This is a genomic window from Chitinophagaceae bacterium C216, assembly GCA_028485475.2.
Classification (GTDB): Bacteria; Bacteroidota; Bacteroidia; order Chitinophagales; family Chitinophagaceae; genus Niabella; species Niabella composti.
In genome coordinates this window covers 3,224,317-3,247,518 of sequence record CP144143.1, presented here as the reverse complement: position 1 = coordinate 3,247,518, position 23,202 = coordinate 3,224,317, and the positions used below count along the sequence as shown (strand labels likewise).

General features: G+C 41.6%; 23 protein-coding genes. 14 read left to right on the top strand and 9 right to left on the bottom strand.

The window, feature by feature from the left end:
• Window positions 1-7 precede the first annotated feature (7 nt).
• From PIECOFPK_RS13975 to PIECOFPK_RS13965, 3 genes are all read right to left on the bottom strand, one after another.
• Window positions 8-1,063 (bottom strand): DUF4856 domain-containing protein, encoded by a 1,056-nt coding sequence (locus PIECOFPK_RS13975; RefSeq protein ID WP_409966180.1) that lies wholly within the window; start codon window positions 1,061-1,063, stop codon window positions 8-10.
• A gap of 75 nt (window positions 1,064-1,138) precedes the next feature.
• On the bottom strand, window positions 1,139-1,783 hold the full coding sequence (gene yihA / locus PIECOFPK_RS13970; protein ID WP_330973652.1) for a ribosome biogenesis GTP-binding protein YihA/YsxC: 645 nt from the start codon (window positions 1,781-1,783) through the stop codon (window positions 1,139-1,141).
• A gap of 81 nt (window positions 1,784-1,864) precedes the next feature.
• Complete coding sequence (locus PIECOFPK_RS13965; protein WP_409966179.1) at window positions 1,865-2,890, bottom strand: substrate-binding domain-containing protein; 1,026 nt, start codon at window positions 2,888-2,890, stop codon at window positions 1,865-1,867.
• A 126-nt stretch (window positions 2,891-3,016) separates the two neighbouring features.
• Between PIECOFPK_RS13965 and ubiE the strand changes: the two genes are divergently transcribed.
• On the top strand, window positions 3,017-3,760 hold the full coding sequence (gene ubiE, locus PIECOFPK_RS13960; RefSeq protein ID WP_330973654.1) for a bifunctional demethylmenaquinone methyltransferase/2-methoxy-6-polyprenyl-1,4-benzoquinol methylase UbiE: 744 nt from the start codon (window positions 3,017-3,019) through the stop codon (window positions 3,758-3,760).
• A 66-nt stretch (window positions 3,761-3,826) separates the two neighbouring features.
• Here the strand turns inward: ubiE and lon are convergent, their stop codons facing one another.
• From lon to PIECOFPK_RS13945, 3 genes are all read right to left on the bottom strand, one after another.
• Window positions 3,827-6,226, bottom strand: a complete 2,400-nt coding sequence (gene lon, locus PIECOFPK_RS13955) for an endopeptidase La (RefSeq protein WP_330973655.1) — start codon at window positions 6,224-6,226, stop codon at window positions 3,827-3,829.
• Between the two features lie 195 nt (window positions 6,227-6,421).
• Window positions 6,422-7,012: a porin family protein gene (locus PIECOFPK_RS13950; protein ID WP_409966178.1), complete on the bottom strand. Its 591-nt coding sequence runs from the start codon at window positions 7,010-7,012 to the stop codon at window positions 6,422-6,424.
• A gap of 117 nt (window positions 7,013-7,129) precedes the next feature.
• Complete coding sequence (locus PIECOFPK_RS13945) at window positions 7,130-8,386, bottom strand: metallophosphoesterase (RefSeq protein WP_409966177.1); 1,257 nt, start codon at window positions 8,384-8,386, stop codon at window positions 7,130-7,132.
• Between the two features lie 154 nt (window positions 8,387-8,540).
• On the opposite strand from PIECOFPK_RS13945, the gene PIECOFPK_RS13940 reads away from it, so the two are divergent.
• From PIECOFPK_RS13940 to dapB, 4 genes are read left to right on the top strand one after another with little or no spacing between them, the layout of a single operon-like run.
• Complete coding sequence (locus PIECOFPK_RS13940) at window positions 8,541-9,341, top strand: ParA family protein (RefSeq protein ID WP_409966176.1); 801 nt, start codon at window positions 8,541-8,543, stop codon at window positions 9,339-9,341.
• Between the two features lie 36 nt (window positions 9,342-9,377).
• On the top strand, window positions 9,378-10,295 hold the full coding sequence (locus PIECOFPK_RS13935; protein WP_330973659.1) for a ParB/RepB/Spo0J family partition protein: 918 nt from the start codon (window positions 9,378-9,380) through the stop codon (window positions 10,293-10,295).
• A gap of 19 nt (window positions 10,296-10,314) precedes the next feature.
• Window positions 10,315-10,983: a DUF5683 domain-containing protein gene (locus PIECOFPK_RS13930; RefSeq protein ID WP_409966175.1), complete on the top strand. Its 669-nt coding sequence runs from the start codon at window positions 10,315-10,317 to the stop codon at window positions 10,981-10,983.
• Window positions 10,984-11,003: 20 nt separating this feature from the next.
• Window positions 11,004-11,720, top strand: coding sequence for a 4-hydroxy-tetrahydrodipicolinate reductase (gene dapB, locus PIECOFPK_RS13925; RefSeq protein ID WP_330973661.1), 717 nt, complete (start codon window positions 11,004-11,006; stop codon window positions 11,718-11,720).
• A 71-nt stretch (window positions 11,721-11,791) separates the two neighbouring features.
• Here dapB and PIECOFPK_RS13920 read toward each other — a convergent pair whose 3' ends face one another.
• Complete coding sequence (locus tag PIECOFPK_RS13920; RefSeq protein ID WP_409966174.1) at window positions 11,792-12,847, bottom strand: P-loop NTPase; 1,056 nt, start codon at window positions 12,845-12,847, stop codon at window positions 11,792-11,794.
• Between the two features lie 101 nt (window positions 12,848-12,948).
• On the opposite strand from PIECOFPK_RS13920, the gene PIECOFPK_RS13915 reads away from it, so the two are divergent.
• Window positions 12,949-13,587 carry a carboxypeptidase-like regulatory domain-containing protein gene (locus tag PIECOFPK_RS13915; protein ID WP_330973663.1) on the top strand — a complete coding sequence of 213 codons (639 nt, stop codon included), beginning with the start codon at window positions 12,949-12,951 and terminating at the stop codon, window positions 13,585-13,587.
• Between the two features lie 12 nt (window positions 13,588-13,599).
• Here the strand turns inward: PIECOFPK_RS13915 and ruvA are convergent, their stop codons facing one another.
• On the bottom strand, window positions 13,600-14,196 hold the full coding sequence (gene ruvA, locus PIECOFPK_RS13910) for a Holliday junction branch migration protein RuvA (protein ID WP_409966173.1): 597 nt from the start codon (window positions 14,194-14,196) through the stop codon (window positions 13,600-13,602).
• Between the two features lie 122 nt (window positions 14,197-14,318).
• Here ruvA and PIECOFPK_RS13905 point away from each other — a divergent pair, with 122 nt between their 5' ends.
• Both PIECOFPK_RS13905 and PIECOFPK_RS13900 read left to right on the top strand, forming a co-directional pair.
• On the top strand, window positions 14,319-15,311 hold the full coding sequence (locus PIECOFPK_RS13905; RefSeq protein WP_330973665.1) for a beta-ketoacyl-ACP synthase III: 993 nt from the start codon (window positions 14,319-14,321) through the stop codon (window positions 15,309-15,311).
• Between the two features lie 32 nt (window positions 15,312-15,343).
• The gene (locus PIECOFPK_RS13900; RefSeq protein WP_409966172.1) at window positions 15,344-15,817 is read left to right on the top strand and encodes a GNAT family N-acetyltransferase; all 474 of its coding nucleotides are present in this window, start codon (window positions 15,344-15,346) and stop codon (window positions 15,815-15,817) included.
• 84 nt (window positions 15,818-15,901) lie between these two features.
• Here PIECOFPK_RS13900 and PIECOFPK_RS13895 read toward each other — a convergent pair whose 3' ends face one another.
• Entirely contained in the window at window positions 15,902-16,978 is a 1,077-nt protein-coding gene (locus tag PIECOFPK_RS13895; protein WP_330973667.1) for a porin, read from the bottom strand.
• A gap of 317 nt (window positions 16,979-17,295) precedes the next feature.
• On the opposite strand from PIECOFPK_RS13895, the gene efp reads away from it, so the two are divergent.
• The 6 genes from efp to PIECOFPK_RS13865 all read left to right on the top strand — a co-directional run bounded on the left by efp (window position 17,296) and on the right by PIECOFPK_RS13865 (window position 23,173).
• Window positions 17,296-17,862: an elongation factor P gene (gene efp / locus PIECOFPK_RS13890; RefSeq protein ID WP_409966171.1), complete on the top strand. Its 567-nt coding sequence runs from the start codon at window positions 17,296-17,298 to the stop codon at window positions 17,860-17,862.
• A gap of 189 nt (window positions 17,863-18,051) precedes the next feature.
• Window positions 18,052-18,552: an acetyl-CoA carboxylase biotin carboxyl carrier protein gene (gene accB / locus PIECOFPK_RS13885; protein WP_330973669.1), complete on the top strand. Its 501-nt coding sequence runs from the start codon at window positions 18,052-18,054 to the stop codon at window positions 18,550-18,552.
• 37 nt (window positions 18,553-18,589) lie between these two features.
• Window positions 18,590-19,927, top strand: coding sequence for an acetyl-CoA carboxylase biotin carboxylase subunit (gene accC, locus PIECOFPK_RS13880; protein ID WP_409966170.1), 1,338 nt, complete (start codon window positions 18,590-18,592; stop codon window positions 19,925-19,927).
• Window positions 19,928-20,092: 165 nt separating this feature from the next.
• Window positions 20,093-21,562, top strand: a complete 1,470-nt coding sequence (locus tag PIECOFPK_RS13875; protein WP_409966169.1) for a glycine--tRNA ligase — start codon at window positions 20,093-20,095, stop codon at window positions 21,560-21,562.
• 76 nt (window positions 21,563-21,638) lie between these two features.
• Entirely contained in the window at window positions 21,639-21,830 is a 192-nt protein-coding gene (locus PIECOFPK_RS13870; RefSeq protein WP_330973672.1) for a hypothetical protein, read from the top strand.
• Window positions 21,831-21,988: 158 nt separating this feature from the next.
• Window positions 21,989-23,173 carry an acyl-CoA dehydrogenase family protein gene (locus PIECOFPK_RS13865; RefSeq protein WP_409966168.1) on the top strand — a complete coding sequence of 395 codons (1,185 nt, stop codon included), beginning with the start codon at window positions 21,989-21,991 and terminating at the stop codon, window positions 23,171-23,173.
• Window positions 23,174-23,202: the final 29 nt, after the last annotated feature.

The following is a 23,202-nucleotide window of genomic DNA, read 5'->3' as shown; positions in this document are numbered from 1 at the left end:
TACTTGTTTAATGAAACTCGTAAGCAGTTGCGAGCACGTTGCGAATATTCGTAATGGCGGTAGGGTTTTGAATCAACGTATAAAAATTATTGTCAAATACTTCCAAAATCATAATATAAGCTTCATCATTAAGTAGCTGCTTTGAACTACGATAATTCAGCGCGATAATAGTGCCGAATGCACGAGAAAGATTATATAGTTTGTCCGCTGTGTTACCGTCTTTTGCTGCATCCAGATAATGAATGGCACTCAGCGCAAAAACTTTTTCAATATTTAATAGTAGGCTGTCTTTGGCAAGTGTGGCTACGCGTAGATCACCTGCATTAACGGCTGCTCTACCTCTTCTGAAATCTTCAAATATTTTTGATCCTGCCTGAATACTTTCTGCATTTGGGAAAAGCGTGGCTATTGCTAAGGGACGGTTAGGAGAATCACCATAATTGATAGTGGGATCATAGTCTCGTGGTATACCACTATAATGAAACGCCTGCGCCCATGCGGTGGCATTGGCCGGATTGCTCAATTGTGAGTTGACGCGGTACAAACACATGGCACCCAACATGGCTTTTTCCCATACTTCCGTGTATTCAATACCGATACTGCTGAATAAGCGTTTTTCTGACGGATTGGAGAGCATCTGCCAGCCGGGCACACCATTGCTACCTGCTACATTGTGAGATGCACTTACAGTTACTGCCGAATCGATAAACGATTTTAAAATGTCTGCATCACGGGTATCTCCAGAGAGGTTCGTGCTTCGCATCCTGTTGAGCCTTTCTGCCTTATATATAAAATTGGGTACCATTGCAGGCGTGAAAGCACTATCGGTATTGGTCCAGAGTGCTGTGGCTATCTCTGCATTTAATACACTATCTGTACCGGAAAGCAAATAATTTTTAACTCCATGCAGCATTATCAGTCGGGCTGTTATAATAGAATCAATATCTTCAAAATCATAGGTAGGAGGTACTGTGTAAGAAGGGATAAACGGTTCGTCTTTTACACAGGCCAATAAACTGCAACAAATCACACTAACTCCCAATATAATTGCTTTAAGCCGCATCACAATTTGTTTTATAAAAAGAGTTTTCGATCAAATGTACATAATGCGGGCCATATAAGTTGTTATCCGTAAATGTTATCCTTTCTGAAGGGCTTTATATTCTTTATTCATTTGGTCAATGAACTGTAATACCTCGTCGCGTCCATCGCCTTTTACTGCAGATGTAATAAAGTGAGGGGGGAGTTCCTCCCAGCTTTCCTGAAGGGAGCTTAAAAACTGCTGCACATTTCTAGTTGTAGCTGCAGGTTTATTTTTATCAGCCTTAGTAAATACGAGGGCAAAGGGAACCTGCCAAACTCCCAACTGATTGATAAATTCCAGGTCAATCTGTTGCGGTTCGTGTCTACTGTCAATAAGCACGAACAGATTGCCTAGATTTTCTCTACGTACGATGTATTGTTCAATCATGCTGCTCCAACTTTTGCGCTGCTTTTGAGAAACCTTGGCATATCCGTATCCTGGAAGATCCACCAGATACCAGTCTGTGGTTTTAGCTGTATTGTTTTTAGAGGCTGAGGTAATAAGAAAATGATTAATTAGCTGTGTTTTCCCGGGGGTTGCGGAAGTTTTGGCCAAGTTTTTTTTGTTACACAACATGTTAATCAGCGAAGATTTACCCACATTGCTTCGGCCGATGAAAGCGTATTCGGCTTTATCCGGTGGAGGACATTGCGTGTAATTGGCACTACTTTTTACGTATGTCGCTGAAATAATTTGCATAATAGGCGCTGATTGGAATGTGTAAGATATACAATTTTTGAAAGGATAAGTTCAGTATACACATCAAAGGTGTGTTTTTGGTTAAAGGGAAGGTCTTAGCCGTACGTGAAATGGAATTTCAATATGCTTCTTACTCCCTTCCAGAATCAGTCGTGCAGCTTCTTCACCCATCAACTCAAAATCAGTGGAAAATGTAGTAATGCCCTGCAATATCAGTTTTTTAAGTGGGGTTTCATTATAACTAATCACCCCTATATCTTTTCCTATTTTTAATCCGATTTCTTTTATTTTTTCAATTAAGATAACGAGATCATCTTCCATAAGACAGATGTAGGCAGTACCTTTCTGAATCTTCTCTCGCTGTATATTGTGCACCACCGATGCAGAAAATCCGTAATTGGTACAAAACTTTCTAAACCCTTTGCGGATTTCATCGGGGAAATAAGTATATGCCGGTATGATGATTTTTAAAGTGTCATACTTTTTTAGTGAAGCAAGTGATTGCTCCAATGCCGAATAGATATCTTTTTCAAAATTTTCATACACGGCACTGCAGTCTGCGCTTACGCCGGGTACCAATTTGTCCAACAATATCAGTTTCTCTTTTGGGATTGTATTAAGGATTTCGTAAGCATTGGCCCCACTTTCTAGAAAGTGAGCGATGATAACATAATGTGTGTAATGCTTGCCGGCATTGGTAAGGAGGCGCTTGAACAGATTAAAATCGTTATTGTATATATAGAAATCAATAACGGCATTATCTCCCAGTGTTCTTACAAAAGCATCGTAAATGATTTTCTTATGCGCGCTTAGTTTGTTAAATAAAAGAAAGACTTTAATATCGCTTTTAACCTCACTGTTTTTGACATAATAACCTTTGCCAGGAACGGAGCCCAGTACGCCTAATTTTTTCAGATATTTGTATGTTTTTTCGGCTGTATCCCGCGAAATGTCCAGCTCAAAACTCATCTCGTTGATGGAAGGCAGTACATCATCCTTTTTTATTTTGCTGGTAGCAATGGCCTTAATGATGGACTGCGCCAGTTGCAGATATTTGGGCGTGGACGAAAGCACATCCAGTTCTATATACTTGAAAAAGTCTTTCATTAGCGCAGGCTTTTGTGTAATTAATGCAAATATAGTCACGTACTACAGCGAAGCATAAAGTAAATTAAAACAATCTGCAATTAAAAATCTACCACTCGTCCGGCCCTAACCCCTATCTTTGTGGCTATGCCGTCACAGCCGCACGACCATATTATTCCTTTCGAAGAATCTGCGAAGAGTAAGAAAGAGCAGGTTGCCGAAATGTTCGATAAAATAGCCGGAAAGTACGATTTTATGAATCGATTTCTTTCGGCTAGAACTGATGTAAGCTGGCGCAGAAAAGCCATAAAGGCCTTAAAACAATACCGGCCTCAACATATTTTGGATATTGCTACCGGTACCGGCGATATGGCCATTATGGCTATGCAGATGTTGCAACCGAAAAAAATTACCGGAGTGGATATCTCTGCACAGATGTTGGAGGAAGGACGTAGAAAAATAGAAAAATTGGGATTGTCTTCGCAAATTGACCTGCAACTAGGCGATTCTGAAAATCTGCAATTTGCAGATGATTCTTTTGATGTAGTGATGGCAGCCTTCGGAGTACGCAATTTCGAAAATCTGGAAAAGGGCCTTTCAGAAATGCGACGCGTATTAAAACCTGGTGGGCGCTTATGTATTATTGAATTTTCCCGTCCAAAGCCGGCTTTTATCAATAGCCTTTATCAGTTTTATATGGGCAATATTGCTCCACAGATAGCTAAATTGTTTCATCAAGATAAAAAGGCCTATCAGTATCTGAACCGGTCAGCCAATGCTTTTCCCGAGAGAAAAGACTTCACGGCGATTTTATCGCAGGTAGGATTTGTGCAGCCCGATTATAGGGCACTGACATTCGGAATGTGTTGTATTTATTCGGCAACCAAGTAAATTGAGTTTTTTGTATAGAAAAAAGAGGTGTGATACCACACCTCTTTTTCATGTATCGAGATATTTTTATTTCAAAGCGATTTTAAGCACATCTTCCATTTTGTCAACATAATGGAAGGTGAGCCCCTTGATAAATGCTTGCTCTACTTCCCCCACATCTTTCTGGTTTTGTGAACACAGAATGATTTCCTTTAGTCCGGCACGTTTAGCGGCTAGTATTTTTTCTTTAATGCCACCTACAGGCAACACCTGTCCGCGGAGTGTGATTTCGCCAGTCATGGCTAGGTAAGGCTTTACTTTTTTGCCTGTCAATACCGATGCTATAGCGGTCATCATGGTGATACCAGCGCTGGGACCGTCTTTAGGAGTGGCACCCTCTGGTACGTGAATGTGAATGTTTTTCTTTTGAAAAAGAGATTCGTCTATCTTATACTTTTTGGCATTCGATTTCAAATAAGTGAGTGCTGTGGAGGCACTTTCCTTCATCACATTACCCAGATTACCGGTAAGGCTTAGTTCGCCTTTGCCATCACTGAGGCTGGTTTCGATAAACAGAATATCGCCTCCTACATAAGTCCAAGCAAGTCCCACCGCCACACCGGGAATATTTACGGCCTTATAAATATCATTATTGAACTTGGGTTTGCCCAAGATCTGTCCAACTTCTTCAATGCTTAAAGAAGTGGATAATTTTTCGTTAAGAGCAATTTTTTTAGCTCGGTTACGCATGATGGCTGCCAGCACCCTGTCCAGCTCACGTACACCGCTTTCGCGAGTATAGTCCGAAATCAGTCTTTCTAAAACCTTGTCACTGATTTTAAAGCTATTTTTGGCAATACCATGTGCTTCTTTTTGTTTGGGTATAAGGTGTCTTTTGGCAATTTCGATTTTTTCTTCCACTGCATAACCGCTTAGGTCGATAATCTCCAGTCTGTCGCGCAGGGCCGGCTGTATGTTCTGCAGATTATTGGCGGTAGCAATGAACATTACCTTGCTGAGGTCGTATTCCAGTTCCAGGTAATTATCGTAGAATGCATTGTTTTGCTCAGGGTCCAATACTTCCAGAAGAGCACTACTGGGGTCGCCACGAAAATCATTACCCACTTTATCAATTTCATCTAGCACAATAACCGGGTTACTGCTTTTGGCTTTTCTTAAGGATTGCAAGATACGGCCAGGCATGGCTCCTATATAGGTTTTTCTGTGCCCCCGAATTTCACTTTCATCATGCAGCCCACCCAAGCTCAGGCGTACATATTTGCGTCCTAAAGCATTAGCAATACTTTTTCCTAAGGATGTTTTACCAATACCGGGAGGCCCTAAAAAGCAGAGAATAGGGCTTTTCATATCGCCTTTTAGCTTCAGCACTGCCAGATATTCCAAAATTCTTTCTTTGATTTTGGTCATGCCGTAGTGATCCTTATCGAGAATCTTTCGGGCATTTTCCAAATCGTAATGGTCTTCGGTATATTCTTCCCACGGAAGGTCGAGCATCAGGTCGATATGATTGTACACCACCGAATAGTCGGGGGTACCCGGATGCATGCGTTCCAGCTTTTCGATACCTTTTTGGAAGGCTTCTTTTGCAGCTTCAGGCCATTTTTTGGATTCGGCCTTTTTCTGCATTTCTTTTATTTCCTGAGAATTGGGGTCGCCGCCCAGTTCTTCTTTAATACTTTTCAGCTGTTGTTGCAGGAAATACTCTCGCTGCTGTTTGTCCAGCTCGGTGCGTGTTTTATTGGTGACTTTATTTTTCAGTTCAACAAATTGCAGTTCTTTTTGCAAAATCTGCATCAGCTCCACTGCTCTTTGCTTGATATCCGATAGCTCCAGCAACCGTTGTTTTTCCTGTAAAGAAGTATTCAGATTACTGCTGACAAAATGAATCAGAAATACCGGGCTCTCGATATTTTTAAGAATAAGCGTTGCCTCGGAGGGAATATTAGGGGACTGCTGAATAATATTTCCCGCAATATCCTTTATATTGGAAATATAAGCTTCAAAGTCAGGATCATCAGGAACCGGATTTTCTACAATCTTGGTTATTTTGGCCTTGAAGTAAGGCTCGGTAGCAGTAAACTCATCGATGGTGAACTTATTGCGGCCCTGAATAATTACCGTAGTGCCTCCGTCGGGCATTTTGATGAGCTTAATAATTTTAGCCACAGTACCGGTGCGCACTAAATCTTCGGTAGCGGGATCTTCGATATTGAAATCTTTCTGTGCTACAACACCAATATACTTATCTCCTTTGTAGGACTCATTTACAGCTAGAATGCTTTTATCGCGACCTACTGTGATAGGCAATACTACCCCCGGAAATAAAACCGTATTTCTTAAAGGCAACAAACCAATCTCATCAGGAATATCATCCAGGTTCTCATTGGTATCGTTTTCGTTAAGCGGTAATATTGGCATGAAGTCCATGTCATCTTCGGGTTTCAAAAACACTTTATCAAATTGCATTATATAGTTTTAAGAGACAAAATGTCATTTCTTGTATCAAATACATCCGTTGGATGTACAAGAAATGGATAGCTTAATAATTGGCAATATTAATGCCACCTAAGAATTTCACGAAAACTTGTCGTATAAAAATTTTTAGGTGGCATTATTACAGGTGCTCAGCACAAAAGATGGGAGCCAAATATATCTAACTTATTAAAAAGCAAGCCCTAAGCTTAGCTGTAGTGCCTGATGTTTCCATTTGTCTTGATTTGTGGCATCACTTACATCGTGCAGACCGATTACATAGCGCGCGCCCACTCTCAGTTTGTTTAAGTGTACATTAGCACCTCCTACGAGGGAGAAGTCTCCTTTTTTGAATGCATCCTCGCCGTTTTCAAGCAGATTTTTTTCTTTGTTGATTTTTATGCCGAACTGAGGGCCGGCTTCGATGTGTAACGGTCCTACCAATTTCATATTCAGTAAAATGGGAACTGATAGATAGGTAAGTTTCGCTTTCAGCTGGTGGTTTTTAAAGCCGGGAAGCGTATGTGTAAAAGAGGAATCGGTAGTGGAGGTTGTCTGAGAGAGTAACACTTCGGGATTAATGCTGAAGCGATCCGCGATACCTATTTCAGCAAAAGCTCCCACCAGATAGCTATATTTAAATTCTTCTTTGAAACTTTTACCGGTGATTTTACCGGCATTCACACCGGCTTTTACACCCACATGAAATTGTGCGTTAAGATTAGAACATACAGCAAGGGCTAAGAGAGCTAGAGATGTGAATAAAAATTTGCGATTCATTTTGTTTAACGTTTAAAGGTATTAATAACAAGTTTAAAGGTTCATCACAATTAGTTTCTGAAACAGACACTATTTTTTTAATAAAAAGCGGGCAAAAATACATTGTTTTTCATTTCATTATACAAGCTCTATGACAGTAATTTCAGGGAGAATACCTACTCGTCCCGGATAACCGATAAAGCCGTACCCCCGGTTTACATAGAGTTTCTGATGTCGGTGCTCGTATAGTCCCGCCCATTGCTTATACACATATTGTACCGGACTCCATCGAAAGCCGGGAACTTCCACTCCGAATTGCATACCATGTGTGTGACCACTGAGTGTGAGATCGATATCAGTGTATATGGTATTCACTTCCTTGTCCCAGTGGGAGGGGTCGTGGCTCATGAGAATTTTGAAAGGGTACTGTTCTGCTCCCTTTATGGCTTTTGCCAGATCGCCATAAGAATGAAAATTGCTTTTTCCGCTGATATTCTGTACGCCTATGAGGCCTATGGTGGCTCCGTCTTTCTGAATGGGAACATGCTCATCTAATAATAAGCGCCAGCCCATTTCTGCTTGAATTTTTTTCAGATTTTCGAGGTTCTGAGCTTTTGCGGTGGCACTTTCCCATCTTTCATAGTCGCCGTAATCATGATTGCCTAATATGGAAAAAACACCCAGGGGGGCCGACAGTCGACTGAAGATGTTTTTATATGCGCCTACTTCATCGCTGCGATTGTTTACCAGGTCTCCCGTAAACAGAATGATATCGGGTTTTTCATTTAGAATTAAATCCACGCCGCGATTGACTGCTTTGTAGTTGGTAAAACTTCCACAGTGAATGTCCGAAATTTGTACAATTTTCAACCCCTTAAAAGGTTGGGGTAGGTTGTCAAAATGGAGTTGGATTCTTTTTATCTGATAGTTGTATTTATTAGAAAGTCCGTAAATAAAGGAGGTAAAAAGCCCTCCTCCTGCAATCAGTCCCAGCCAGCTTAGAAAAGCCGAACGAGAGATACGATCACCGCTGCTGCCGGCGAGCTCACCGATTTCATTTTTGACGGAAAATAACTTCCCGGCTATCCATTGCAGAGAGCGCCTCAGATCGTCTACAAAAAAGAATAAAGCCGTAACAAGTTTGCCGAGGAAAAGGGCAAAAACCAACATAAAAAGGGTGTTACGGAGTAGCTTATTGTGCTCATTTGCCTGAATATGCGGCAATAGGAGAATGATACTTACTGCGATGGCGGATACACACCAATATATGAGCGCGAAAATGTTTCGCCCTCGGGGAGAGGTGATGTTAAAAAAAGTTCGAGTGGCCCAGAATACATACAGGTCCAGCGACAGCATAAGGACAATCAAAATCCACCAATAAGGGTTATTGCGCATATCAGTTTAAGAATTTTCGAGTTCCAAAGCTAAGGAGTAAAATAGCAATTAAGTTGTTAAACCTACTAAATCTGATATCTATATCCATTCATGCATCAAAAACTTTACATTTGCGTTTAACCGTGATGGATTTTCCTTGTAATCACAAACTTTTATGGCAAAAATTATAGGAGTTGCAAATCAAAAAGGCGGTGTAGGTAAAACCACAACCGCTATCAACCTCGCCGCAAGTTTTGCTGTGCTGGAATATAAGACTTTGTTGGTAGATGCTGACCCTCAGGCCAACAGTACTTCGGGAGTAGGGTTCGACCTGCAAAATATCACGCAGAGCTTATACGATTGCATGGCCAATCAAACACCTGCGCGCAGTGTTATTCTGAAAAGTGATATTCCTAATCTTGATATCATTCCTTCTCACATCGATTTGGTAGGGGCGGAGATTGAAATGATTAATTATCCTAATCGTGAAATGGTGATGAAGGAGCTCTTAAGCGAGGTGCGCAAGGAGTATGACTTTATTATTATAGATTGCTCTCCATCACTGGGATTGATTACGGTAAATGCGCTTACTGCAGCCGATTCGGTTGTGGTGCCGGTGCAGTGTGAGTTTTTTGCCTTGGAAGGACTGGGGAAATTGCTTAATACTATCAAAATTGTACAAAGCCGACTGAATACCGAACTTAAAATAGAAGGTATCTTGATGACGATGTACGATGCGCGGCTGCGTCTTTGTAATCAGGTGGTAAATGAGGTGCGCCGTCATTTTGACGATTTGGTATTTAATACCATCATCCATCGAAATTCGAAACTGAGTGAGGCGCCCAGCTTTGGAAAGCCCGTTGTGTTGTACGATGCGAATAGTAAGGGGGCTTTGAACTATCTGAATCTTGCCAAAGAAATTTTGCAGAAAAATAATATGACAAAAATTCCCAATGAGGAGAAAATCTTAGAATAATCTTCAGGGACTTTAAAATAAATTACGTAATAACTGATGGCTACACAGAAATCAAATAAAGATGCATTAGGAAAGGGTATCCGGTCTTTGCTGGGGAGTATTGACGCAGAATTGAAGAGTGGTGCTGGCGAATTGAAGAAAACAGTTGTAGAGGCAGCAACCAGCATATCAAAAATTCCGGTTAACGATATCGAAACCAATCCTAAGCAACCGCGTACCGATTTTGATGAGAAGGCGTTGCAGGAGCTGGCAGAATCTATTAAAATACATGATGTGATTCAGCCGCTGACGGTTTCCAAATTGCCGAGTGGCAAATACAGATTGATTGCGGGGGAGCGTCGTTTGCGTGCATCGAAACTGGCAGGTCTTAAAGAAGTTCCTGCCTATATACGTCAGGCTGATGATGCCCAACTGTTGGAGCTGGCTTTGTTGGAAAACCTGCAGCGCGAAGACCTCAACGCTATGGAAATAGCCCTCAGTTATAAGCGCATGATGGATGAGTTATCCTACACGCAGGATCAAGTGGCCGAGCGTATGGGGAAAGACAGAAGTACGGTAGCCAATTTTATCAGGCTATTAAAACTGCCACCGGATATACAGCTCGCGGTAAGGAATAACGAAATCAGCATGGGACATGCACGGGCGTTGATTAATGTAGATACTGTCGACCGTCAGTTATATATATTTAAGGAGATCAAAGAAAAAGGTTTGTCAGTAAGACAAACCGAGGCGCTGGTGCGCAATCTATATAAGGAGTCGGGTAGTAAAAAGAAGCCGTCCAAAAGCAGTCTGTCTTCTCCTTTTCAGCGTATTGAGGATAAGCTGGCCGAAAGATTCGAAACACGTGTTAAGCTGAAGCATAATTCCAAGGGTTATGGTCAGATAACGTTTGATTATTATTCAGTAGAAGAACTCAATAAGCTACTGAACAATTTTAACGTCACGATAGATTAATCTGTACTTTATTTGCTATATGCAACTTTTTAGAAGATTCTTTCTGTTTGTTTTGCTGTTAGGTAGCTGTTGCGTTAGCAATGCTCAGACAGATACAACTGCTGTTGAGAATCCCAAAGATAGCATCACTATATCAGAAGAAAGTAATCTTGCCAATATAGTAGCTGATAGTTTGCAGCCCAAAGGCCCTAAAATGAAAAGACCCCGCGATGCCGCCCTCCGCTCGGCTATCTTACCGGGATGGGGACAAGTATACAACAAGAAAATTTGGAAAGTGCCTATTGTATATGGTGCATTGGGAGGTACAGGGGGCTATTTTTTATACAACCGTAAATGGTATAGGGAGTATAGGGATGCAGTGCGCATTATAACTGAACTTACCTCGCCCAACGGCTCTAAAGACTCTACTGCTTATCTTTCCATGAACGAAAATATTCGGAAATGGTATGAAAGAAATCAGGCAGGTGGATTGGAGACGCTGAGGTTTTACAGAGATGATACTAGAAAAAAACTGGATTACTCTTTCTTATATTTTCTGCTGGCTTGGGCATTGAATGTGGTGGATGCTACCGTAGATGCGCATTTGCAGCAATTTGATATTTCTCCTGATATTACTTTTCGTGTGCAGCCGGGGTACAGTGAGATGGCACGAACGAGCGGCATCAGCCTGGTTTTACATTTTAAATAAAAATACAATTTGGAAGTACAATGAAAATAGCACTGATTGGATACGGAAAAATGGGCAAGGCCATAGAGGAAGTGGCCTTAGAGAGAGGACATGAAATCGTCCTGAAAATTGATGAAAACAATTTGTCCGATTTCAATAAGGAGAATATTGATAAGGCAGACGTGTCTATAGAATTTACCGGACCTCATGCCGCTTATGATAATTTGGTAAAGTTGTTCACTTTTGGGGCTACGGTGGTGAGTGGCTCTACCGGCTGGTTAGATAAACTACAAGAGGTGCAAGCGCTTTGCAAGGAAAAAAATGCTGCTTTTATTTATGCAAGTAATTTCAGTGTGGGAGTGAATCTGTTTTTTGAGCTGAATAAAAAACTAGCGCAGCTGATGCATCCACATAAACAATACACCGTGACCATGGAAGAAATTCATCATACACAAAAAAAAGATGCCCCCAGTGGTACGGCAATTACTCTGGCAGAGGGAGTTTTGGAAACGTACAAAGAATTGGACGGCTGGGTGAATAGTGAGGAGCCTCAGCAGGGTAAATTGCAAATTGTAAGTAAACGCATTGACCCGGCACCAGGAACGCATACTATTAAATACACTTCAGAAATCGATGATATCGTTATAATACACGAGGCACACAATCGTAAAGGCTTTGCTTTGGGAGCGGTGGTAGCAGCAGAGTTTTTAAATGGTAAGAAAGGTATTTACACCATGAAGGAAGTGCTAGGCCTTTAGCGCACTCAGTTGTGAGAAATAAAAAAGAACCTCATCTTTAACGGATGAGGTTCTTTTTTATTATGGGGAAATTATAATAGCCTATTCTTGACTGATGTGGCCAACTCTATAAAGGCCTTTTTACTCGCTTCGTCATCGCTTACCATGGCGGGAACACCAATATCTCCGCCTTCACGAATATTTTCTATTAACGGGATTTCTCCTAAGAAGGGTATTTCATATTCTTCGGCCAAATTGCGGGCACCGTGCCTACCAAAAATGTAGTATTTCTGGTCAGGAACTGCATTCGGCGGAATGAAATAGCTCATGTTTTCTACAATACCCAGTATCGGTGCATTTAACTGGGCTTGTCCAAACATGGCAATTCCTTTTTTCGCATCGGCCAAAGCTACATCCTGGGGTGTCGAAACGATAACTACACCGGATACGCTAATGGTTTGTAGTAAAGTGAGATGAATATCGCCGGTTCCGGGTGGCATATCAATAACCAGATAATCTAGGTCGCCCCAATCTACATCGGTAATAAACTGTCTGATAGCACTGCTAGCCATTGGCCCGCGCCATACCACAGCCTTGTTGTCATCTACCAGTAATCCTATACTGAGCAGTTTGATGCCAAATCTTTCTAGGGGTACAATCATGCCTTTGCCATTTATGTCGCGCATCATGGGACGTTCGCCTCTTACGCCAAACATGATGGGGACACTAGGACCATAAATATCGGCATCCATCAGGCCCACTTTCGAGCCATCTTTAGCCAATGCAAGCGCCAAATTAGCGGCTACCGTGCTTTTCCCCACACCTCCTTTACCACTTACTACCGCAATAATTTTTTTAACCCCGGGTAGCGGACTGGTATTTTGTTCGTAAGTGCTTTGGGGAGTAGGCTTGGGCGTAAATCCGATTTTGATGACAGCGTCTTTGCTCACATGGTCCTTTATAGCCTTAATGGCTTCGCTTTTGACCTTTAATCGTATATCGGCGTCATCGGTAGGTAAAATCAGGTTAAAAGATATATAATACTTTTCTATGGCCAAATCTTGTACACAACCTGCAGTAACAATATCTTGACCATTTTCGGCTAAAAGCACGTTTTTCAATGCATTCAGTACATTTTCCCTCGTCATTCTTTAAAGCTTATGTTAAATTCAAATATAAATCGTAATCTTAACATCTGTAGGAATAAATTGTTGCAATATTTAAAGCCTGAAAACTTAATTTTGGCACGGTGAATAAGATATTTCTCTTTTTAATTGGTTTTTTATTTTTCGGTATTACGGTTCATGCGCAGTTTGAAAAAGCCAGGGACTCGGTAGTTCAGTTGTATGGGGTGGTAATGACCGCTGACAGTCTGGAGGCTATTCCTGCGGTAAGTATTACAGTAAGAGGCACTAAGCGCGGTACCATTACTAATAACGACGGTGTATTTTCCATTGCCGTTCTAAAAGGGGATATTATCGACTTTTCTCACGTTAGCTATATTGGTGGTTCGGTAAAAGTACCTGATACCTTAAGAGGTAATCAGTATAGTATTATAAAAACATTGGTGCGGGATACGGCCTATCTTCCCGTAGCAATTATCAAACCCCGTCCTACACCAGAACAGTTCGCCCGCGACTTTTTAAATGTGAAGGTGTCGGAGGATGAAATCGAAATTTTGCGTAAGGCCAATACACCTGAAGCCCGAAGCGCTTATTTGGCCAAATTGCCCTATGATGGTCGGGAGGTTACAAACAGACAGCTGGATAATGTATTTCAGCGAGCACGCTATCAAGGGCAGGTGCCTCCTATGAACATTTTCAGCCCTGCTGCTTGGGCTGAGTTCATTAATGCCTGGAAAAGAGGTGATTTCAAGCGTAAGAAATAAAATACCCTTGGGTTATAGCCCTTTCAATACTTTCTTAATTAGCTCCTCAAGTTGAATGTCCGGTTCTGCTTGGCAGATGCGGATAATATGTTGCTCTGCAGCTTGACGATTGATACCTAGTGCTTGTAATGCATCTAACGCATCCTGTCTCATGTTGCGGGTAGTGGAAGCACTAGTAGTTTCGGCAGGAATGATATTCTCAGTAGGTTGTTTCCCTATTTTATCTTTTAGCTCCAAAACGGTTCTTTCGGCTGTTTTCTTACCAATGCCTTTAATGCGTTCCAAGGCTCGGCTATCTCCGTTAGCTATGGCCTGAGTAATTTCGAAAGGCTTCATGTAAGATAGAATCAAACGTGCCGTATTGGCACCAATGCCGGACACACTCAGCAGTAGCTTGAAGATATTTTTCTCCTCTATATCGGCAAATCCGTACAAAAGATGAGCGTCTTCCTTGATTAGCAAGTGGGTATACAGGAGTCCGCTTGACTGTCCTTGTATTTGCGAATAAGTGTGGAGGCTGATATGTACTTCATACCCAATACCCTGAACATCAACTATTACGGAAGAAGGGGTGATGTCGATAAATGAACCTTTCAGATAAGCTATCATAAATACGAATGTAAAATTGAAAATTGAATTTTAAGAATTTAAAATTCCACTACCTTTGGCATCCTTAAACAGTGACTAACAGTTTTTGTTAAATATCTGGGGCTAATTTTTAAACTAAATAGATGGCAACAAAAATTACGGCTGCAATAACTGCAGTGAGTGGATATGTTCCTGAAGACAAGCTTACGAACTTTGATTTAGAGAAAATGGTGGAAACCAGTGACGAGTGGATACGCACCCGCACTGGTATTGAGGAACGTAGAATTTTAAAAGGCGAAGGAAAGGGCACCAGCGAAATGGTAGTTCCCGCAGTGTTGGATCTGCTAAAAAAACGAGGTATCGGCCCCGAAGAGATTGAGTGCATTATAGTAGCTACTGTAACTCCCGACATGGTTTTTCCAGCAACGGCCAATTTGGTAGCGGATAAAGTAGGTGCTGTCAATGCTTTTGGGTATGATATATCAGCTGCATGCTCGGGTTTTCTGTTCGCTTTGGTTCAGGGAGCCAGCTTTATCGAGAGTGGCCGCTACAAAAAAGTAGTTGTAGTGGGTGCGGATAAAATGAGCTCCATAGTGGATTATACCGACCGTACTACCTGCATTATCTTTGGTGACGGGGCGGGTGCGGTATTGTTAGAACCCAATGAAGAAGGCTTAGGAGTAAAGGATAGTATTTTGAAGAGCGACGGCAGTGGATGCAATTATCTTCGCTTGAAAGCGGGAGGATCTGCCTATCCGGCTTCCATTGAAACAGTTACCAACCGTGAACATTACGTGTATCAAGAGGGAAAAACCGTATTCAAGTTTGCTGTAAAAGGTATGGCAGATGTGAGTGCGGATTTGCTGGAGCGCAATGGCCTTACAGGAAATGATATTGCTTGGTTGGTACCACACCAGGCCAATCTGCGTATCATTGATGCTACTGCCGAACGCATCGGACTTCCCCGTGAAAAAGTAATGATAAATATTCAAAAGTATGGCAATACAACAGCAGCTACCATACCACTGTGTTTGTGGGAATGGGAAAAACAGCTGAAAAAAGGCGATAAGCTGGTGTTGGCTGCTTTTGGTGGTGGTTTTACTTGGGGTGCTACGTTGGTAGAGTGGGCATATTAACGCAATTGTTTAACCTCAAAACCAATATCTACTTGAGTTCAAATATTCAAATACGGAGGGCGCAAGCTTCCGATTGCGAACGTATTCTGGAACTGATACATGAGTTAGCGGTATACGAGCGGGCGCCGCAGGAAGTAACCGTATCGCTGGAGCATTTCAGAGAAAGCGGTTTTGGAGAAAAACCTGTATGGTGGGCATTTGTAGCTACCACAACAACTGATGGCGAAGGAAAGGAGCAAATCGTAGCTTTTGCACTGTATTACATTCGGTATTCTACTTGGAAGGGGCAGTGCATGTATCTGGAGGATTTGCTTGTAACTCAGGATATGCGGGGCAAAGGCATCGGAAAGATGCTTTTTGACCGTCTTATCGAAGAAGCTCGCGAAAAGCGATTTAAAAGACTCTGTTGGCAGGTGCTAGATTGGAATGAGCCCGCCATTAATTTCTATAAAAAATACAATGCATCTTTTGACGGGGAGTGGATTAATTGTGCTATTGAATGGTAATTCTCATTTGAAAAATAATTTATGAAAAAAGAAAAAAGCTCTGCATAAGCAGAGCTTTTTTTCAGAGGAACATAAGCAGAAGAGTTAAAACGAATAAATAGCTCCTAAAAGGAACGTTCCGGTGCTTTTAGTGCCGGCTCCATCATTTTTAGTGAAAATAGGATCCTTAGCACTGTCCAGTCGGAACTCGGGTATAATCATCAAACCGTTCACAGGTTTGATGTTGAACGATAGCGTAGTTTGTATAATAGAGGTACCAAATATTAATCCGCCTTTGTCCTTATCATCGAAGTATTCACCTCTCAGGGTAAGGCCAAATTTTTCGGTTGGGTCTACATTTACATATAATGCCGAGCCCCACCATTTTTTAGATATATCTTCAAATTGATCCACTATTTTGAGGGTGCCATCGTAACCCAGTGAGAATTTGTCACTAATAGTAGCTGTTGCAGTAAGGCCTATCTGATTATGGTTGTTACCATCAAGATCTTTACCCCCTACATAGTTCAAATAAGCATTCACGGCTTCGCCGGTTTTACTTACCTGGGCTATGATATTCTTTTTAGCAAATGAAGCGGATAGATAATCGGTGGGGTTGGTAACACCGGCCATAATACCGAAGCCGCTACCCAGTGTAAAGTCGGCTTTGATACCGGTATGAGAGAATGGTCCGTAAGAGAACATATAGCTCATGCTATAATTTCTATTATATTGAGGATCCAAAACTTCATATCCTAGGTGAGTACCCCATTTACCGGCCGAAATTCGAATATTGTCGGTGGGATTGAAGGTTACATAAGCTTGTTTAATACTTTGCAATACTGCGGAGCCATTACCAGCACCATCTGGTTCCTCGGCATAAGAAAATTCTCGTGCACGGGTACCAAAGCCAAGGTCAATGACTAAACCGGCTTTTCCTTTGGTATAGCTGGCTGTTAAGGATGCCATGCCTAACTCGATAGAATTGTGGGAATTAGTAAAGCTGGTAAAGTTGTTGATTTCTCCGGCGTTCTTGGCATTTGCAAAATTGTAACGGTAATAGACATCTACCGATCCATTAACTTGCAGTTCACCTTTTGACTCATCTGTTTCTGAGGTTTGGGCAAAAATAACCGAGGAGATCAAAAGAGCTTTGGTTGTAAGAAGTACTTTTCCCTTCATTTAATACAGGTTTAATGTTAAAAAATAAATGTTATCTGAATTTTTCATAGGATACCGGAGTATTGTTAATATATTAATATTATTACTATGTGATAAAAATTCAGATTTTATATTGATTTTTTTGATAAAAATATAATTCTGTAACACGAATATAGAAAATTATGTCAAAAAATTTCATAATTTCTGTAAAACTATAAATATAGTTATTATTATAATATGTATTCGTCAGAAAATGCCTTTTTAGTTCTAAGATTATCTATTGGAAGGGTAATAAAGCATTTAAAAGTGCTATATTTGCGCCCTAAAAAATTTTTATAATGGCAAATACAGCAGATATCAGCCGCGGAATGATCCTTAAACTCGATGGCAGCCTCTATTCAGTAGTGGAATTTGGCGAAAACAAAACTGCTCGTGCAGCAGCAAAAGTGTGGGCAAAACTGAAGGGGGTGGATAATAACAGAACTATCGAAAAAACATGGAATTCCGGCGATACTATTTATCCTGTAAGAGTAGAAAAAAGAAGTTTTCAGTTCCTGTATAAGGACGAAACAGGCTACAATTTCATGGATAATGAGTCCTTCGAACAAATCAGCTTATCTGAAAATCTGATTGATGCGCCTCAGTTCCTGAAAGAGGGCCAAGAAGTGGCTATTGCTATCAATACAGAGACCGATCAACCTGTAAGTGTGGAGTTGCCTGATAAAATTGTGGTAAAGGTTACTTATACCGAGCCGGGGCTTAAAGGTGATACTGCTACGCGTACTTTAAAACCCGCCACTATTGAAACCGGAGCCACTATCAACGTTCCTTTGTTTATCGATGAAGGTGAACTGATACGTGTGAATACCAAAACCGGTGAGTACGTGGAGCGTGTTAAGGAATAATTAGGAATATATTATTAAAAGTGGCTCGGTCTCGCAATGAGCCATTTTTTATGGGGAGTAGATCAATAGGATAATAAAATACCTGTAAAATCCTATCCATTATGTGTGTGATTTACTTACCTTAGTTCATGTATTTAGTGGTATTGAATTTTATTTGTTTTTAACCCAAAACCCGTCAAATTAAAAAATATGGACTTCAGGCAAATTCAGGAGCTGATCAAGTTGATTAATAAATCTAACATTGGTGAGTTCTCTCTCGAGCAGAAGGATTTCAAAATATCGATAAAACAAAAAGAGGAACAAGTAACCCAAGTGGTATCTGCTCCTTCTCCATACCCTCTGCCCATGCCGGTAGCCCCACAGGCAGTTGCTCCGGCAGCACCAGCAGCCTCACAACCCACCAGTGCTCCTGCTGAAGAAAAACCCAAAACCGCTGCGCCGCCTAGCAATCGCACTATTATTAGAAGCCCGATGATTGGAACCTTCTATCGCAAACCTGCTCCTGATAAGGCGAATTATGTGGAGGAGGGTGATATCATTACTCCAGGAAAAGTGCTGTGCGTGATTGAAGCGATGAAGCTTTTTAATGAAATCGAAAGTGAAATCAGCGGTAGAATCGTGAAGATTCTGGTAGAGGATGCTTCGCCGGTTGAATTCGATCAGCCGTTATTCGAAGTGGAAACAGCATAATTACATTATAAGCTTATCTCATTACTTAAGAATCATCATGTTTAAAAAGATATTAATCGCTAACAGGGGAGAAATCGCGCTACGAATTATCAGGACCTGTAGGGAGATGGGCATTAAAACCGTAGCGGTGTATTCTACCGCCGATAGCGAAAGCCTACACGTAAAGTTTGCAGACGAAGCAGTATGTATTGGTCGTCCCGCAAGTGCCGAGTCTTACCTCAATATTCCCAATATCATGGCCGCCATCGAAATTACCAATGCCGATGCAGTGCATCCGGGCTATGGGTTTCTGGCTGAAAATGCAAAATTTGCTCAGATCTGCAACGACAGCAAAATCAAATTTATCGGCCCTACAGCAGAAATGATTAACAAAATGGGCGATAAAATCACCGCCAAAGAAACCATGATTAAGGCTGGTGTACCCGTTATTCCCGGAGGGGAAAAGCTGCTGAGTAGTTTGGATGAGGCCAAAGGACTTGCAAAAGAAATCGGTTATCCCGTTATACTCAAAGCCACAGCTGGTGGCGGCGGAAAAGGTATGCGTATTGTGTGGGACGAAAGTGAGCTAGAAAAAGCCTACGATACCGCTAAGATGGAGGCGGCCGCATCGTTTAAGAACGATGGCCTCTATATGGAGAAATACATCGAAGAGCCCCGCCACATCGAAATTCAAGTGGCAGGCGACCAATATGGCAACTTCTGCCACATGAGTGAGCGCGATTGCTCTATTCAGCGTCGTCACCAGAAGCTGGTAGAAGAATCGCCTTCTCCCTTCATTACCGATGAATTGCGGACCGCTATGGGCGAAGCTGCTAAGAAAGCTGCTGCAGCCATAGGTTACGAAAGCGTGGGAACTATAGAGTTCCTTGTAGACAAGCACCACAATTTCTATTTCATGGAAATGAATACCCGCATTCAGGTAGAGCATTGCGTTACTGAGGAAGTAATCAATTTCGATCTGATTAAAGAGCAAATTAAAATTGCCGCGGGTGAAAAAATCTCCGGCCGCGATTATGTGCCCGAAATGCATGCCATTGAGTGTCGCATCAACGCCGAAGACCCTTATAATGATTTCCGACCTTCGCCCGGTAAAATTACCAACTTGCATGTACCCGGTGGACACGGAGTAAGGGTGGATAGCCATGTATATGCCGGCTATACCATACCGCCTTACTACGATTCCATGATCGGCAAGCTGATTGCAGTGGCACGTACCAGAAAGGAAGCCATCGATACCATGTATCGGGCACTGAGTGAGTATGTGATCGAAGGAATTAAAACTACGATTCCTTTCCACCTTCAGCTTATGCAGAATGATGATTTTATCAATGGAAACTTTAATACTAAGTTCCTGGAAACATTCCAGCTGAAGTAAACCGAATGAATCCAATAATCATACGTACCTGCAGATAAGCTGCGGGTATTTTCATATAGCAAGCGTTTAAGAGAAATGGCTCCTGCACGCTTTGTTTTTGGTATCTTTCAGATTTTTAACAGCAAATTTTAAAGAAGACCTTATAGAGCTTATTTTTGCAACCTTATGGCAACAGATAGTAACAGATTTCAGGCGATTATATCGCATTGTAAGGAATACGGATTTATATTTCCCAGTAGCGAAATATACGATGGATTGCAAGCTGTATATGATTACGGGCAATGGGGTGCTGAGTTGAAAAAGAATATCAGAGACCAATGGTGGAAAAGCATGACCCAAATGCACGATAATATTGTGGGTATTGATGCCGCTATCTTTATGCATCCTACCACATGGAAGGCTAGTGGACACGTGGACGGATTTAACGATCCCATGATCGATAACAAGGATAGTAAAAAGCGCTATCGTGTGGATCATCTAATCGAAACTCATGCGGATGCAATGAGAGCGCAAGGCAAAGCAGCTGAAGCCGATGTACTGATTAGCGAAATGGAAAAGCTGGATGCTGCAGGCGATCTGCTAGGATTGAAAAAATTGATTGACGACTATAATATCAAATGTCCTATAAGTGGAACGGCTAACTGGACGGATGTACGTCAGTTCAATCTGATGTTTTCTACCGAATTTGGTTCGACTGTTTCCGAAAATGCTGACGAAAATAAAGTATATCTAAGGCCCGAAACAGCTCAGGGAATTTTTGTGAATTTTCTGAATGTGCAGAAAACAGGGCGCATGAAAATCCCTTTTGGAATTGCACAGGTGGGTAAAGCTTTCAGAAATGAAATTGTGGCACGTCAGTTCATCTTCCGCATGCGAGAGTTTGAGCAGATGGAAATGCAGTTTTTTGTAAGACCCGGCACACAGCAAGAGTGGTACGAATATTGGAAAGAAGAAAGATTGAAATGGCACTTAAGCTTTGGTAATCCGGCTTCGGATTATCGTTTCCACGATCATACCAAACTGGCATTTTATGCTGATGCTGCCTGCGATATCGAGTATAACTTCCCTATGGGCTTTAAAGAGCTGGAGGGTATTCACTCTCGTACTAATTACGACTTAACACAACACGAGAAGTACAGTAAAAAGAAATTGCAGTATTTCGATAACGAAATCAATCCGGAAACCGGAAAGCCATATGGCAACTATGTTCCTTATGTAATCGAAACTTCTATTGGTCTTGACCGGATGTTCCTTTCCGTTATTTGTGCAGCTTATGATGAGGAAGATTTGAGTACTGATGGCAAACAGGATAGTCGCGTAGTATTGCGTTTTCCGGCGAAATTGGCTCCCATTAAACTTGCAGTCTTCCCGCTGCTTAAGAAAGACGGATTGCCCGAAATTGCAAGGGATATCATGGCAAAATATCGTGGAGAGTTCAAATGTTTCTACGAAGAAAAAGATGCTATCGGTAAGCGTTATAGAAGAATGGATGCTATAGGTGTGCCTTTCTGTGTAACAATAGATCATCAGACTAAGGAAGATAATACCGTTACCATTCGCTATCGCGATTCTATGCAACAGGAGCGTATCGCTATTGATCAAATCGGCGAAATCGTAGGAAAAGCGATCAAATAGTCGGATATACATCGCATTTTACCTGTCGACATTCCAATGCGGCACGCTTTTGGCGGTATATCACTAAAGCGTTATTATGAATAAAAATTATAAATACGGTTGGATAGCATTGGGACTGGTTGCTATAGCATACTGGAAGTATAAAATGAAGCCTGAACAAAAAGCTAGGCTTAAGAACAAGTTATTTAAGGTCGATAAAAAGCTTTTTGAGCAGATCTCAGATTATAAAGATGTAGTAAGACAGCCGAAAGATCAGTATCTAGCATAGTATAAAAATAGTAAAGTGGCGAGAGCCACTTTTTTTATTGCTTTTTTGACCGACATTTGACTTTATGAGTGTGTTGTAATAGTATGCAATGGGTAAATGATGCCCAAATGCTTCTATATGTTTTACCACTACCTTTGTAGAGCTTAAATATTGCTGCTATGTCCGTAAACAAGGATTTATTCGAAAGCCCCGACTATTTTAATGTTGACGCACTGCTTACAGAAGAGCAATTGATGGTGCGTGCGGCTGTAAGAGCTTACGTCAAAAAAGAAATTACTCCTATTATTGAAGACTATGCACAGCGGGCAGAATTTCCGCAGCATATTGTGAAGCAGTTAGGCGAAATCGGTTGTTTCGGTCCTACTATTCCTATCGAGTATGGGGGGGGAGGGTTGGATTATATCAGTTATGGTTTGATGATGCAGGAATTGGAACGGGGCGATAGCGGTGTACGTTCTACAGCATCGGTACAGGGCTCGTTAGTAATGTTTCCTATTTATGCGTATGGTAGTGAAGAGCAGAAACAAAAATATCTCCCCAAGCTGGCTAGCGGCGAGTGGCTGGGGTGTTTCGGTCTAACAGAACCCAACTATGGTAGCGATCCCGGAGGAATGTTGACGAATTTTAAAGATGCCGGAGATTACGTTATTCTAAACGGCAGCAAAATGTGGATCAGCAATGCACCTTATGCGCAGGTGGCAGTAGTTTGGGCTAAAGATGAGAGCGGCGAAGTTCACGGATTAATAGTAGAAAGAGGCATGGAAGGTTTTTCTACGCCTACCATTCATAATAAATGGAGCTTGCGGGCTTCAGCAACTGGTGAGTTGGTTTTTGATAATGTGAAAGTGCCTAAAGAAAATATTCTTCCCGGTATAAAAGGGCTGAAAGGCCCGCTCAGTTGTCTTACCAAAGCTCGTTATGGTATTGCATGGGGAGTAATAGGAGCGGCTATGGATTGTTATGATACAGCCTTGCGCTATGCTAAAGAAAGACAACAATTTGGCAAACCAATCGGGGCTTTTCAGTTGCAGCAGAAAAAGCTTGCCGAAATGATTACCGAAATTACTAAGGCGCAATTGCTCAACTGGCGTTTAGGAACTTTAATGAACGAAGGTAAAGCGACACCTCAACAGGTGAGCATGGCTAAGAGAAACAGCTGTGAGGTAGCGACAAATATCTGTAGAGAAGCTCGACAGATTTTAGGAGGAATGGGCATTACAGGCGAATATCCGGTGATGCGACATATGATGAACCTCGAGAGTGTGATTACTTACGAGGGTACACATGATATACATTTGCTTATAACCGGTCAGGATATAACGGGGTTCAATGCTTTTAAATAACAATCGGTTCATCTTATAGGAACCTTAAC

Excerpts from the sequence above, each read along its gene's own strand:
- PIECOFPK_RS13975 (WP_409966180.1), bottom strand. The coding sequence starts at position 1,063 with ATGCGGCTTAAAGCAATTATATTGGGAGTTAGTGTGATTTGTTGCAGT.
- yihA (WP_330973652.1), bottom strand. The coding sequence starts at position 1,783 with ATGCAAATTATTTCAGCGACATACGTAAAAAGTAGTGCCAATTACACG.
- PIECOFPK_RS13965 (WP_409966179.1), bottom strand. The coding sequence starts at position 2,890 with ATGAAAGACTTTTTCAAGTATATAGAACTGGATGTGCTTTCGTCCACG.
- ubiE (WP_330973654.1), top strand. The coding sequence starts at position 3,017 with ATGCCGTCACAGCCGCACGACCATATTATTCCTTTCGAAGAATCTGCG.
- lon (WP_330973655.1), bottom strand. The coding sequence starts at position 6,226 with ATGCAATTTGATAAAGTGTTTTTGAAACCCGAAGATGACATGGACTTC.
- PIECOFPK_RS13950 (WP_409966178.1), bottom strand. The coding sequence starts at position 7,012 with ATGAATCGCAAATTTTTATTCACATCTCTAGCTCTCTTAGCCCTTGCT.
- PIECOFPK_RS13945 (WP_409966177.1), bottom strand. The coding sequence starts at position 8,386 with ATGCGCAATAACCCTTATTGGTGGATTTTGATTGTCCTTATGCTGTCG.
- PIECOFPK_RS13940 (WP_409966176.1), top strand. The coding sequence starts at position 8,541 with ATGGCAAAAATTATAGGAGTTGCAAATCAAAAAGGCGGTGTAGGTAAA.
- PIECOFPK_RS13935 (WP_330973659.1), top strand. The coding sequence starts at position 9,378 with ATGGCTACACAGAAATCAAATAAAGATGCATTAGGAAAGGGTATCCGG.
- PIECOFPK_RS13930 (WP_409966175.1), top strand. The coding sequence starts at position 10,315 with ATGCAACTTTTTAGAAGATTCTTTCTGTTTGTTTTGCTGTTAGGTAGC.
- dapB (WP_330973661.1), top strand. The coding sequence starts at position 11,004 with ATGAAAATAGCACTGATTGGATACGGAAAAATGGGCAAGGCCATAGAG.
- PIECOFPK_RS13920 (WP_409966174.1), bottom strand. The coding sequence starts at position 12,847 with ATGACGAGGGAAAATGTACTGAATGCATTGAAAAACGTGCTTTTAGCC.
- ruvA (WP_409966173.1), bottom strand. The coding sequence starts at position 14,196 with ATGATAGCTTATCTGAAAGGTTCATTTATCGACATCACCCCTTCTTCC.
- PIECOFPK_RS13905 (WP_330973665.1), top strand. The coding sequence starts at position 14,319 with ATGGCAACAAAAATTACGGCTGCAATAACTGCAGTGAGTGGATATGTT.
- PIECOFPK_RS13895 (WP_330973667.1), bottom strand. The coding sequence starts at position 16,978 with ATGAAGGGAAAAGTACTTCTTACAACCAAAGCTCTTTTGATCTCCTCG.
- efp (WP_409966171.1), top strand. The coding sequence starts at position 17,296 with ATGGCAAATACAGCAGATATCAGCCGCGGAATGATCCTTAAACTCGAT.
- accB (WP_330973669.1), top strand. The coding sequence starts at position 18,052 with ATGGACTTCAGGCAAATTCAGGAGCTGATCAAGTTGATTAATAAATCT.
- accC (WP_409966170.1), top strand. The coding sequence starts at position 18,590 with ATGTTTAAAAAGATATTAATCGCTAACAGGGGAGAAATCGCGCTACGA.
- PIECOFPK_RS13875 (WP_409966169.1), top strand. The coding sequence starts at position 20,093 with ATGGCAACAGATAGTAACAGATTTCAGGCGATTATATCGCATTGTAAG.
- PIECOFPK_RS13870 (WP_330973672.1), top strand. The coding sequence starts at position 21,639 with ATGAATAAAAATTATAAATACGGTTGGATAGCATTGGGACTGGTTGCT.
- PIECOFPK_RS13865 (WP_409966168.1), top strand. The coding sequence starts at position 21,989 with ATGTCCGTAAACAAGGATTTATTCGAAAGCCCCGACTATTTTAATGTT.